Genomic DNA, 14,251 nt, shown 5'->3' with positions numbered 1-14,251 from the left:
GATTTATCATCAATTATTATAGTTTTTTTTGAGTAGGTTTATTGGAATTTAACTCTAAAAATGATTTAGAAAAGGTAAATACATTAGAGTAATAAGTTTTTTGTAATATATGTAGCAATTGGTTGCTTTATAGATTTAGCAAATTTTGTGTTACAAAAAGCAAAAAATACTTGGTTAAGATAAGAAATTGATAAAAAGATATAAAAATTATTGCTAAAAAATAAACATGAAATTAAAACAGCACATACTATTAAATTTTGCACTTGTAATCATTGTTTTTACAATGTTTTCATGCAATAAAGAAACAACGACTGTTTCAGATAGCAAAAAGGCTACTTCAACTTCAAACCAACATCCTAATTTAATTTTAACGGCACAAGGAGTTAAAGATATTAGAGCGCAATTAGGTACTATTCCTGTTTTTGATAATACATTAAAAGCGGTTAAAGAAGAAATAGACGCAGAAATTGCCTTGGGAATAGAGACTCCAATACCTTTAGATTATTCTGGTGGTTATACACATGTTCGTCATAAACGTAACATGATAGTATTACAGAAAGCAGGTGTTTTATATCAAATTTTAAATGACGAAAAATATGCAAAGTATGTAAAAGACATGTTAATGCAATATGAAGCGATGTATAAAACTTTACCATTGCACCCAAAAACAAGATCGTATGCAAGAGGTAAGTTGTTTTGGCAATGTTTAAACGATGCAAACTGGTTGGTTTATGTAAGTCAAGCTTATGATTGTGTGTATAATTATTTGTCAGAAGAAGAACGCAATAAATTAGAAACAAACTTATTTAAACCCTTTGCAGATCATATTTCTGTAGATAGTCCTCAGTTTTACCAAAGAGTTCACAATCATAGTACTTGGGGTAATGCAGCGGTTGGTATGATTGGTTTGGTTATGAATGATGCAGAATTAATTGATCGTGCTTTGTACGGAATTAAAGATTTAAAATTAGATACCAAAGAAAAAGATGATGATGGTGGTTTTTTAAATAAAAATGGTAAAGCAGGTTTTTTAGCAAATATAGAAGAACCTTTTTCTCCTGACGGATATTATAATGAAGGGCCTTATTATCAACGTTATGCTATGTATCCTTTTTTAGTTTTTGCAGAAGGTTTACATAACGTAAAGCCAGAGTTAAAGATTTTTGAATATAAAGAAGGAGTGCTTTTAAAATCGATTAATGCACTTTTAAATTTATCTGATGCAGATGGAGATTTTTTTCCATTGAATGATGGTCAAAAAGGGATGTCTTATTACAACGATGCTTTGGTTACTGCGGTAGATATTTCTTATTATTTTGGTAAACAAGATGCGGGTTTATTAACAATTGCATCAGAGCAAAATAAAGTTTTATTAGACGATTCTGGTTTAGCTGTGGCATTGGGAATAAAAAATGGAAAAGCAAAACCTTTCGAAAAAAAGTCTATTAATTTATCTGACGGACCAGAAGGTAAACAAGGTGGTGTAGCCATTTTAAGAAACGAAGATATTGAGCTTGTTTTTAAATATGCATCACAAGGTTCTAGTCATGGTCATTATGATAAATTATCATACTCATTATACGAAAAAGGAGATGAAGTTATTCAGGATTATGGTTTAGCTCGTTTTGTAAATATTGAACAAAAAGGTGGTGGAAATTATTTAAAAGAAAACAAAACTTGGGCAAAACAAACCATTGCGCATAATACTGTAACCCAAAATGAAACTTCTCATTATGGTGGTAAATATGAAGTAGGAAGTCAAAATCATCCAGACTTGCATTATTTTTCTTCGGATAACAAAAATGTACAAGCATCAAGTGCAAAAGTAACCAACACCTATCCTGGTACAGATATGCAAAGAACGGTAGCGGTTATTAAGGATGAAGATTTCGAAAAACCTTACGTATTAGATATTATGAAAGTAAGCTCTGATAAAGCAAATCAGTACGATTTTCCATATTATTTTTTAGGTCAGGTTTTAAATACTAATTTCGAGTATACCATACCAAAAACATTAAAACCTTTAGGGAGTAAAAATGGATATCAACATTTATATCTAGAAGGTAATGGTAAATCTAAAGAAAGCAACGCTAAATTCTCTTGGTTAAATAAAGGTAAGTTTTATACTTTATCAACTATTTCTAATGCTAAAGATGAAATACTTTTTACAAGAATTGGTGCTAATGACCCAGATTTTAATTTACGAAGAGAAGCTGCAATAATGCTAAGGAGAAAAAACACCAAAAACACACTTTTTGTATCAACAATAGAGGCGCATGGTAGTTATAGTCCTGTTTCAGAATCAGCAATTAACTCTAAAAGTAATATTAAAGAAATAAAAGTGGTTTTAGATACTGTAGACTATACTGTAATTTCTATTACAACTCTAAAAGGTAATACAAAACTATTTATAACAGCAAATACAAATGCTTCTAAAGAAGCAAAACATACTTTAAAAATCAACAACAAGAATTTTACTTGGGTAGGTTCTTATTATTACAAATAAATTTAAAATAAAATAAAATGGGAAAAATGAATAGATTCAGTGACAAATATGTTATTTCAAAAGAATTAGAATGGGAAGAACTTGGAGGTGGAGTATCAAGAAAATTCTTAGGTTACGATAATCAAATTATGATGGTAAGTGTAAAATTTGATAAAGGAGCATTAGGTGCACCACATCAACATTTTCATACGCAAGCTACTTACTGTGTATCTGGTAAATTCGAATTTGAAATTGATGGAGAAAAGAAAATTGTAGAAGCAGGAGATGGTGTTTACATAGAGCCTAATTTATTGCACAGTGCAGTTTGTTTAGAAGCAGGACAATTAATAGATACATTTAGTCCGGTAAGAGAAGATTTCTTAACAGGTGAAGGCCCATCTTATTTTGGAGATAAGGCATAGAATCATTAAGAAAAATCTGCTAGCCATTACAAGAGGTTAAAATAGTTTTATTTGAATATGGAAATTCAGTTGATTTTCCGCCTCATGTATTTTGTGATGCAGCATGTAAAAAAGTAGATATACTAATAGCTGTTTTTGTTCCTGTTAAAGAGATTTTTATGGAATAAATGATAGTGTATAGATACTTAAATTTAGCAGTATTTAATTTAAAAAGGAGATTGACTTTTTTTGAAAATTAAATGTTTTTTAAAGAAAAATAATTCAAAACAATTAATAATGAACTTAAAAATTACACTAGTATTTATTGCAATGCTTCTTTTTAGTGCGGTAAATTTTGCACAAGAAAGTGTTACAGTTACAGGTAATGTTATGTCTAAAACGGATAGTGAGCCCATTTTAGGAGCCAATATTATCCTTGTAGGAACTATAAAAGGAACAAGTACAGATTTTGATGGTAATTATAAAATTAGCGTTAAACCTGGAGATGTTATTCAGTTTTCTTACTTAGGTTTCAAAACTAAAACGGTAACTTTTACAAATCAAAAAACAATTAACGTAGCACTAGAAGAAGATTCTAATATTTTAGATGAAATTGTTGTGGTTGGTTACGGTAATCAAAAACAAAAAAATGTAACAAGTGCTTTAACAAAGGTTTCTGGAGACGATCTTCAAAACCAAGCAGTATCTCGTGTAGAGGATGCTCTTAAAGGTAGAGTTGCAGGTTTAAGAATTCAAGTAGTATCTTCAGAAGCAGGTGGAGATCCTAAAATTACTTTAAGAGGACCTGGTTCTGTTACTGGTTCATCTTCTCCTTTAATTGTGGTTGATGGTGTTATTTTAGGTACAGATTCTGATATTTTAGGTTCTATAGATAATAATAATATAGAGTCTATAAGTGTTTTAAAAGATGCTTCTTCTGTTGCTATTTACGGTTCTCGTGGTGCAAATGGGGTAATATTAGTAACCCTTAAAAAAGGGATAGCTGGTAAAACAAGATTCTCTTACAATACTTATATAGGGTATAGATATGCAGATAATAACGACAACTTTAATACAACCATCGCTCAAGAAAGATCTAGATTAGATGGTTTACAAAGTACAGTAGATGCAATTTCTCCAAACAGTATTAACTATAGTAGAATTATTGGCGATTATAATACAGCTTATGCAGAGTTAGAAGCTATGGATTTTATTGCATCATTAGGAGGTGGAGAAAGAAACCTACAAGACGAAGTTTTTGATGGTGGTTTTACAAAGAGTCATTCTTTTGCAGTAAGAGGTGGGTCTGAATTAACAAGTTATTCTGCTTCTTTAGGGTATTTAGAAGATGAAGGTATTGCACTAACAGATAATTTTAATAAATATAATGTTAGGGTAAAAATAGACAGTAAATCAAAAAATAAAAAAATTAAGTACGGGGCTAGTATTCGTGTAAATTATAACGATCAAAAAAAGTTACCAGCTAGATTTACAGATCCATTAAGACAAATGGGGCATGTGCCTTTATATTTAAATGAAGAGCATTTAAAATATGTAACTAATTTTTCTACCGATGTTGGTGTTTCTACTGATGCAGGAAAATTATTTGAAAACTTAGGTGTTGGTAGTTATGGTTTTTCTAGAGCTTTCGATCATGTTTTTACAGTAGATCCAAACAATCCTAGAGCAATTGCAAGAGATCCTAATACAGGTTTACCAACAGTTAGCCCTTTAACTTCTGGAGGTTTAACTTTGTCTACAACTAAAAACGTACACCCATTAGTACACTTTTTAGAAAGATCTAGAACCAAAAAGAAATTAAGCTTAAACGCGTCTTCTTATATAGAATTTGAATTGGCAGACGATCTTCATTTTAAACAAACGGTATCTGGAGTTTTTAGACATAATAAATCTAACGAAGCAGACTATTTATATGGTCAAGAAAATAGAGATCAAGAAGCTTATAGATTAGAAAGAAGAGATGAGTTAAATCAATATACATTTGAATCGCTTCTTAGATATAAGAAAACTATCGGAAAACATAACTTTAGTCCAGTTATTGGATTCGAATATATGCAGAGTGATAATTACAGACAAGAATCTGAAGCAGTAGGATATACCAACGACTTTAATAATAATATTGCAGTTGCAGATGGTGGTACTACTTATACCGATAACGCAAGCGAAAAACTTGTTTCGTATTTTGGAAGATTAGATTATAATTATGATGAAAAATACTTATTTCAACTATCGGTAAGAAGTGATGCAAGTACAAGATTTGGTCCAAATTCTAGAACAGGATTTTTTCCAGCAGCATCTTTAGGTTGGGTAGTAACTAACGAAAAGTTTTTTCCATCAAATGATATCGTTTCATCTCTTAAAATTAGAGCTAGTTATGGGGTTTCTGGATCGAATCAAATATCTAGTAATATTTTTGAATCTTTATACAGATTTGAAGAAGCATTTAGTACTGTTAGTTATAATGGTAGTACTGGTGTTAAGGGAATTACTTTGGCAAACCAAATTCTTGGTTGGGAAAAATTAAAAGAATTTAACCCAGGTATCGATGTTAGATTTGGTAGAGGAGGTTTCTTAAGCTTAACAGCAGATTATTATACAAGAACAAGTGAAGATTTATTATTATTTGCACCTACTTCTGCTACTTATGGTACAGATAACTGGTTGCAAAATCTTGGTGAGGTAAAAAATGAAGGTGTAGAGCTAGAATTAAGTTCTAGAATTATTTCTAATGAAAACTTTCGTTGGAGTGCATCTGGACAATTTTCTTTAAATAGAAATACCGTAGAAAGTTTAGGTAATAATGAGCAAATTATTTCTAGAATAGATCAAGATACAAGACCTACAGAGTTTATTGCTAAAGTTGGGCAACCAATTACTTCTTTTTATGGATGGGTATATGATAAAGAAATTCCGTTAGAATGGGTAGACAATCCTTTTAATAGATTTAACAATAAATATGCAGATGTATATGTAAAAGATTTAAATGGTGATGGTGTAATTGATGATGATGATAGAACAGAGTTAGGTAGTCCGTATCCAGATTTCGAATGGGGATTTAATTCTGATTTTACGTTATATGATTTTGATTTCTCTTTTCAAGTTCAAGGATCTCATGGTGCAGAAGTAAGAGTAGCAGATTTAGATCAATTATATTTTGAGAGTGAATCTGCAGTAAATGAAGTTTCTAATTTTCCGGATAAAGATATGACGGTTCATAGAAGATTTACAGATGATCACATACAAGATGCTTCTTTTGTAGCTTTAAGAAATTTAACAATAGGATATACTTTACCAGAATCATTATCTTCAAAATATAATTTTGATAAATTAAGATTTTATTTAACAGGAGAAAACTTATTATTCTTTACAGCTAAAGGATATGAAGGATTTAATCCAGAAGCAGCTGGTCAAACATCAGATAACGCAAATACTCCGTTAACCGCAGGTTATCAAAGAGGAGATGGTCCCGTGGTTAAAACAATTTCTGCAGGTATTAACTTTCAATTTTAATCAATTATGAAAAATATATATAAAAATATAATAGTTTGTTTTTCTTTTATGGCTTTGCTAACAAGCTGTGAAACAGAACTAGACCTTAGTAACCCTACGGCGCTTTCTCTAGAAGAATTACTGCAAACTGATGATGGTTTTATAGCATTGTCTAACGGAGTTTTAGATGCTTATCAAAAAATTCCTGCAAATGAATTCTTATTAACAGAGTTAAGATCAGATAATGTAAGAGCAAATTCAGAAAACGGAAATTTCCCTGCAATTAGTGCTTATAATGTAGATCCAAATAATGGAGATGTTGCAACATATTATTCTAATAATATGCATGCCATTAAACATGCAAATACTATTATCGATAACCGATTTTTGGCTCCAGAAAGTCAGCAATATACTGTTGGTGAGGCTTATTTTATGAGAGCTTTATGTCATTTTAATTTAGTAAGAGCGTACCAAAACGTACCTTTTATAGACAAGGTTTTAGATATTACAAGTGAAGAAGCATTAGATTATCCTCAATTGCCTGAGGCAGAGGTTTATGAAAAAATTATAAATGATTTTAAAACTTCTATAGCTTATTTAAACGATGCGCCTAGAAATAGATATAGACCCTCTAAAGGAGCAGCAATTTGTTTAGCAGCTAAAGCATATTTAAGTCAACCGAATCCAAATTATTCTGAAGCAGAGCTTTTATTAGCATCTGTTGTAGAAAACAATGGTACTTATGGATATAATTTATTGTATACAGAGCGAAGTAATGCTGCAGATTTTGATGGTAACACAGATGTTTTAACGGATCAAGAATATTACGCAAACCTAATTATAGATTATGGTCATGTATTCGGAAATCAAATTTCTGATGGATACACAGACGGAGTATTAGATGGATCTTGGTCTAACAATGCAGGATTTGAAATTAATAACGAAGTAATATTTTCTATCGCTTATGACTTAGTAAGTAGTGATAATTATGTAACTAGTGATAGTGGTTTAAATGACCAAGTGGAAACAGATTCTGAATCACATAGTTTTGCTATGACTTTGCAAGGACCATCTAACGGTGTAAATATTGCAACTTTAGATTTCTTAGAGGTTATGAATCCAGAATTACAACCCGTAAGATTTTATGCAAGTATTGATGCTTTATCTTATGACCCTACAAACATTACAAATGATACTTTTAATGCTAAATTTCCTACAGACGGAGAAATAGGAGACAATGATTGGATTGTTTTAAGATATGCAGATGTGTTGTTGTTATATGCGGAAGCAATAATGGGAAACAATGATAGTACTACAGATTCTAGAGCAATTGAAGCTTTTAATGAAGTTAGATTTAGAGCAGGTTTAGAAGAAGTTGCCAACTTAACAAAACAACAGTTGTTAGATGAAAGAAGGGTTGAATTTGTATATGAAAATCAACGTTTATATGATTTGGTAAGGTTTGGTGTTGCTGATGAGGTTTTAACAAAATTTTCTACAGAAAACAGTTTAAACTATACAAGTCCAAAAAAATACCTTCCATTTCCTCAAAGAGAAATAGACAATTTACCTAATTTTTATTCACAGAATAGTGGATACTAAAAACGCATAATTATGAAAAAACATTTGTTTAAATTAAAATATATTGTGTTAGGGACATTCTTATCTCTAGCCTCTTGTGTTAATGATGATTTACCTGGAGTTGGAGATTTAGAAGATTTTACAAATCCAACGCCTTTTTATACTGTAACAGACGTAACCACTTCAGAATTTGATTGTAGTGATGTTGAGTTATGGGCTAAGTACGAATTCAATTTTCAAGCAGGTTCTAATTTAGCAGTAAACGGTACACATTATGATTGGTCAGTAACTCCTTCAGAAGGAGTTACTTTAATCAATAAAGATTTACCTATTTTAAAGCAATCAATAGATGCAGAGTTAGCTTCGGTTGTGGCATTAGAAAAAGAAATTGCAAAACTAGAGTTTAAAATACCTTGCGAAGCAAATCAAGATAAAATTGATGTTTTAGAAGCGCAAATAGCAGACTTACAAGTTCAATTGCAATTGGCTAAAGATGAGGTTTCAGAAGAATCAGCACAAATTGTAGCAGGTTTAGAAACTCAAATTGATGAATTAGTAGATGCAACATTGCAAGATCAAGAATTAATTTTTTCATTTCCAGAACCAGGAGAGTATACAGTTGGTTTAACTGTAACAGATAACCTTGGTAAATCTGCATATACAGAAAAATTAATAACCGTTAATCAAGCAGTACCTACAATTGCAGTACCAGAAATAGGAGAGCCTGGTTTTGAAGACAATAGTTTGTTTGATGGAAGTGGAGATGGTAGAGATTCTTGGAGAGCACCTAGTTCTTCATTATGGGGTTCTGTTTTTCAAATCAACACTAAATCAGAAGGAATTTTACCAGAAGGTACACAGGCAGCTAAATTTCCTTCAGACGGTACAAGATCTATGTATCAAGAAATAGAAGTTACACCAGGGGCAACTTATGTGTTAACTTATTTTAGTGCATTTAATTTAGATAGTGCAGACGGAGAAATGACAGTATCTGTTTTAGTGCCTACAACGGGTTCTTATACAGAATCTTTGTTAGCAGAGAACATTATTGCGTCTAGAACGGATACTGGTTCAGGTAGAGTTGCAGATGTTTTTAAAAAACACGCAATTACATTTGAGGCAGGAGACAATGAAACTGTTATCATTTATGGACGAAATAAAAATGATGAAATAAGAATAGATTCATTTGATATAATAGTTAAACAATAATTTAAATCTAAAATTAGATATTATGATTTATAAATTTATTAAAAAATTTAATAGAAGTGTTTTGGCACTATCTTTTATACTTTTAGGTTTTGTGTCTTGTTATGATAATGGGTACGAAGAATTTGTGCCACCAACAGGAAACATAAATAACATTCAACCTAGCACGCTTTTTACTACAAGTACAGATGCAAACGATAATTTAACCATGGTGTTTAGAAGTTATTCTACAGATGCAGCTTCTTATTTGTGGGATTTTGGAGACGGAACCTCATCTACAGAGGCAAATCCAGATTATACCTATGCAAAAGGTGGTGAGTATAAAGTAAAATTAACCACTACAAGTACAGATGGTTTGGTTGCTGTAGATTCATCTATAGTTGCACCGGTTTTTGTAGATTTTAACTTTACAAGTGTAGATTCTAAAGTAACTTTCGAAAATTTAACTTCTGGTGCAAAATCATTAGTTTGGAGTTTTGGAGATGGTGAAACAGTAACATGGGAATCTGAAGATACAGAGTTAGATGCAGATTATAATCCTGCTTACATTTATAAAACCGCAGATACATTTGTAGCTACTTTAACGGTAACTACTTTTTTAGATGTAGAAGTTTCAGTTTCTAAAAATATAGAAGGATTGGTGTTGTCTACAGTGCCAGATTTTACTTTTGATGTTAATAGTTTAGAGGTTCAATTTACAGATGCTTCTTTATTTGCGGTGTCTTATAGTTGGGATTTTGGAGATGGAACGTCTTCAACAGAATTAAACCCTAAACATACTTATGCAACAAAAGGAACTTATAATGTAACTTTAACAACAACTAATGAAGCTGGTGTTTCTCAAAGTATAACTCAAGGAGTGCCAGTTGGAGGTGTAGATGCTACCTTTGCAGCTGTAATTTTGAATGGTACTATAGATGAATGGGTACCAGGTGTTTATCATAAAGATGATAATAATGACGCTTGGGAACCAGTTCCTCCTTCTAAATTTAAAAACGGTCAAGAAAGTCCGTATGCTTGGTCTAATTCAGATCTTAAATCTAATGCAGGTATTAAGGCGGCAGGTATTACAACATCAGAAAATACTGGTACACATGCTTTAAAGTTTAGTGGAGCAGAACGTAGAGCATATCAACCTTTTAAGGTTGAGGTTGGAGTAGAGTATACTATTTCTATGTTTGTTAGAACAGAAACTACAGATGATTTTACAATATATATGCTTAATAATGAGGTTTCTGATGAAAGTGATTTAACTGGTAATAGTGATGCTGTTTATGTTGTTTCAGGAAATGATAATAAATACAAAGAATATACTTTTACTTTTAAAGCAACTACAGAAACAGCAGTGTTTTATGCTGTACCATTTAGTGGAATTAGTAGTTCTAGTGAGGTGTATTTAGATGATATTAGTATTACTACACCTGGTTTTTAACTCTTAGAATGAATGTTATATTATTTTAAGTGTAATTTATATTGCCTTAAATAATAAAATAAGTATAGGCAATTACATGTCTATAAAATATAAATTACACACATTATAAAAATTATAATGTGTGTAATTTTTTTTTGAAAAAAAGATTTAAACTCATTCCTTTTTTTTACCCTCTTTATTTTTTATATCCAATTTTATATAATGGCTATTTTACTTTAGTAATTAGTCTTTTATGAAATAATTAACAAATAGTTTTTTTATTTCAAAAAAAAGCATATATTTGGTCAACCAATTTGGTCAACCAATTTGGTTAACCAGAAATTTTGTTTTGAGATTCTGTAGAACAATAAAACATTAAGTAGTAAGTGTAGCAGTATTTATATTTAAGATGTTCTATTAGATCTCATTATAATTAAAGATTAATGTATTAATTCAAAACAATTCAAAACAATTAACTATGAACTTAAAAATTAAGTTAGTATTTATTGCAATGCTTTTCTTAAGTGCAATTAATTATGCGCAAGAAAGCATTATGGTAAAAGGAAGTGTTACGTCCAAGACAGATGGTGAGCCGATTTTAGGTGCCAACATTATTATTTTAGGGACAACAACAGGAACAAGTACCGATTTTGATGGTAATTACCAATTAAAAGTAAAATCGGGTCAGGAATTAGAGTTTTCTTATTTAGGGTTTACTTCTAAAAAAGTAACTTTTACAGGTCAAAAAACTATTAACATTGTCTTAACTGAAGATGCTAGTTTGTTAGACGAAATCGTAGTAGTTGGTTACGGTACTAGTAAAAAAAGCCATTTAACAGGTTCTGTTTCTAAAATAGGAGGAGAAGATGTTGCTGCTGTACAGGCTGCTCGTGTAGATGATGCATTAGCGGGTAAATTAGCAGGTGTGTTAATTCAAAACCAAGATGGTTCTCCAGGAGCTGCTCCAAAAATTAAAATTAGAGCATCTTCATCTATTTCTGGTAACTCTAACCCATTAATCGTTGTAGATGGATTTCCTATTTCAGGAGGTTTAGAATCTGTTAATTCAAACGATATTAAAAGTTTAGAAATCTTAAAAGATGCGGCTTCAGCTGCAATTTATGGTTCTAGAGGTGCAAATGGTGTGGTTTTAATTACAACTAAAAAAGGAAAATCTGGTAAAGCTAAATTTAGCTATAATGCTTACACAAGTATATCTAGTAAGTATAGAGATAATATACTTAAATCAGGTCCAGAATGGGCTGCATTTTCTAGAGAACAAATTGCTGCAGGTAAATGGGATTTATCTCAAATTGATCCAGAATTTGTAGAGTATAGATTAAGTGCTTACGAAAATTCACCAGGAGCTATAAGTCCAGAAGATTGGCTTTTTCAAAACGGATCTACAAACAGTCACGATTTTAGTGTAAGTGGAGGTTCTGAAGACATTAGTGTTTTTGCTTCAATTGGGTATCAAGATGCAGAAGGGGTTGTAATTACTCAAGGTTTCGAGAGATTAAATGCACGTTTAAATGTAGATGCTAAATTAGGAGATAAATTTAAAGCAGGAATAAGTTTTAACGGTTTTACCTCTAAAAGAGATATTTTAGGTCATGATATGAGAGATTTATTAAGAGCTACACCTGTATATCCTATCTATCATACTGCAGAATCTATTGCATTTGTACAAGATTTAGATACGAAAGCACAAGCTTTAGGTCTTGATGGTTTTGATAAAGGTTATAGAGGTTCTGGTTATGAAGCAAATAGTATTTATGCTTTAGAGCCAGGTATGGCAGCTCAAGATTGGCATTATGGAAGATCAAATAACGGTATTGGAGGGTCTGGTGATGCAGGACCTGCAGCAAAGTTAGACAATACAGAAAGTTGGGAAAAAACATTTTTTGGTAACGTAAGTTCTTATTTAGAATATCAAATTATAGAAGGTTTAAAAGTTAAAACAGTATTAGGTGGCGATTATAAAGATACGCAAACTTATGATCACAGATTAATTGGGTTTGATTCTAGAGCAAGATCTGCACAAACTTTCAGAGATCAAGTAGATTTAAAGGTAACATCTGTTTTAAGTGAAACTACTTTAAGTTATGTAAAAGAAATTGGAAAGCATGATATTTCTGCCGTTGCAGGTATCGAGTTTCAAACAACAAAATTTAAAGGTACTCGTTTAGATGGTGCTAATGTACCAGACAATGCTATTCTTAATTACAATCTTTTTAATCCAGCAGATATCACGGTAACAGAAAGAGATGAAACTAGAGCTAGAGAGAGTGTTTTTGGTAGAGTTACTTATGCTTATGATGATAAATATTTAGCTTCTGTATCTGTTAGAAGAGATGGGGATTCTCGTTTTGGAGCTAATAAGCAATATGCTGTTTTTCCTGCTGTATCTTTAGGTTGGAATGTACATAAAGAATCTTTTTTACAAGATAGCGAAACATTAAGTAAATTAAAATTAAGATTTAGTACAGGTTCTTTAGGAACAACGTCTTTCTTAGGTTCTTATGATGCATTAAGTCTTTTAGACCCATCAGCAACAATATATGGTACAGGATTTTTAATCCCAGAAAATGTTGCTAATGCAGATTTAACTTGGCAAACAAATACAGAAACAAATTTTGGTGTTGATTTTGGATTTTTAAACAATCGTTTTACGTTTGGTGTAGATTATTATACATCTGATATTAAAGATATCTTAATAAACCAAAGTGTTTCTGAAGTATTAGGTACTTCATCTGTAGTACTTAATTCTGGAGATGTAAGAAGTTCTGGAGTTGAATTTGAATTATCAGCAAAAATATTAAGCAATGATAATTTTTCATGGAGTATGGGAGCTAACTTATCTACTGTTAGTACAGAAATTACAGACTTAGGTGGTTTAGATGAATTACCTCAACAAGTTTACGGGCAAAGTGGTAGAGGTGCTGTTTTTAGAAATTATGTAGGTGGAGAAATTGGTGAAATGTGGGGATTAGAAACTACAGGAGAAGTTGAAATGCTATATTTAGAAGATGGAACAAGAAGCCCTAACAATCAGTCAGGAGAATCTTATGTTGTAGATCAGAATAATGATGGTGTAATTGATAGAACAAGGTCTGTTGAAGATGGAGGTGATTTAGTTAAAATAGGACAAAATACACCAGATTTTTATTGGGGTATGACGCATAATTTAAGCTATAAAGATTGGGATATGTCCTTACAATTTCAAGGATCTCATGGTGCAGAAGTTTATAATGTAGACCCACTTTATTATGGTTCTCAATGGGGAGGAAGATTAGTAGATAGCTTTGATGCTAACAATGATGGAATTGCAGATCATAATGGAATGCATTATGAAGCAAATAGAAATCAAACAGACGCAGCGATACAAGATGCATCTTATATTGCATTAAGAAACTTAACTATTGGTTATACAATTAAAGATGAAATTACTAGTAAAATAGGTTTAAGCTCTGTAAGATTATATGGTGCAGCTACAAACTTACTTTACTTTATGGCAGACAATTATACTTCTTATAACCCAGAAGGTATACAAACTGCAGGAAGTGATTATTTAGGGCCAACAACATCTGGTGCTCAAGTAGGTGCAAGTCCAATTGTAAGAAGTTTTACTATAGGTTTAAATGTTAACTTTTAATT

At 31.4% G+C, this 14,251-nt stretch carries 7 protein-coding genes; all 7 read left to right on the top strand.

Annotated elements, in window-relative coordinates:
- Positions 1 to 226: 226 nt before the first annotated feature.
- Positions 227 to 2,506: an alginate lyase family protein gene (locus tag WG951_RS07800; RefSeq protein WP_105050329.1), complete on the top strand. Its 2,280-nt coding sequence runs from the start codon at positions 227 to 229 to the stop codon at positions 2,504 to 2,506.
- Between the two features lie 26 nt (positions 2,507 to 2,532).
- Positions 2,533 to 2,907, top strand: a complete 375-nt coding sequence (locus WG951_RS07795; RefSeq protein WP_105050638.1) for a cupin domain-containing protein — start codon at positions 2,533 to 2,535, stop codon at positions 2,905 to 2,907.
- A 276-nt stretch (positions 2,908 to 3,183) separates the two neighbouring features.
- Complete coding sequence (locus WG951_RS07790) at positions 3,184 to 6,417, top strand: SusC/RagA family TonB-linked outer membrane protein (protein ID WP_105050330.1); 3,234 nt, start codon at positions 3,184 to 3,186, stop codon at positions 6,415 to 6,417.
- 6 nt (positions 6,418 to 6,423) lie between these two features.
- Entirely contained in the window at positions 6,424 to 7,998 is a 1,575-nt protein-coding gene (locus tag WG951_RS07785; RefSeq protein ID WP_105050331.1) for a RagB/SusD family nutrient uptake outer membrane protein, read from the top strand.
- Between the two features lie 12 nt (positions 7,999 to 8,010).
- Positions 8,011 to 9,186 carry a hypothetical protein gene (locus tag WG951_RS07780; RefSeq protein WP_105050332.1) on the top strand — a complete coding sequence of 392 codons (1,176 nt, stop codon included), beginning with the start codon at positions 8,011 to 8,013 and terminating at the stop codon, positions 9,184 to 9,186.
- Positions 9,187 to 9,208: 22 nt separating this feature from the next.
- On the top strand, positions 9,209 to 10,615 hold the full coding sequence (locus WG951_RS07775; RefSeq protein ID WP_105050333.1) for a PKD domain-containing protein: 1,407 nt from the start codon (positions 9,209 to 9,211) through the stop codon (positions 10,613 to 10,615).
- Positions 10,616 to 11,072: 457 nt separating this feature from the next.
- A complete protein-coding gene (locus WG951_RS07770; protein ID WP_105050334.1) occupies positions 11,073 to 14,249 on the top strand; it encodes a SusC/RagA family TonB-linked outer membrane protein in 3,177 nt (1,058 codons plus the stop codon).
- The last annotated feature ends 2 nt before the right edge of the window (positions 14,250 to 14,251 follow it).

Source organism: Polaribacter butkevichii (assembly GCF_038024105.1).
Classification (GTDB): Bacteria; Bacteroidota; Bacteroidia; order Flavobacteriales; family Flavobacteriaceae; genus Polaribacter; species Polaribacter butkevichii.
Note: the sequence above shows the minus strand (reverse complement) of the source record. Positions and strands in the feature narration are given on the sequence as shown.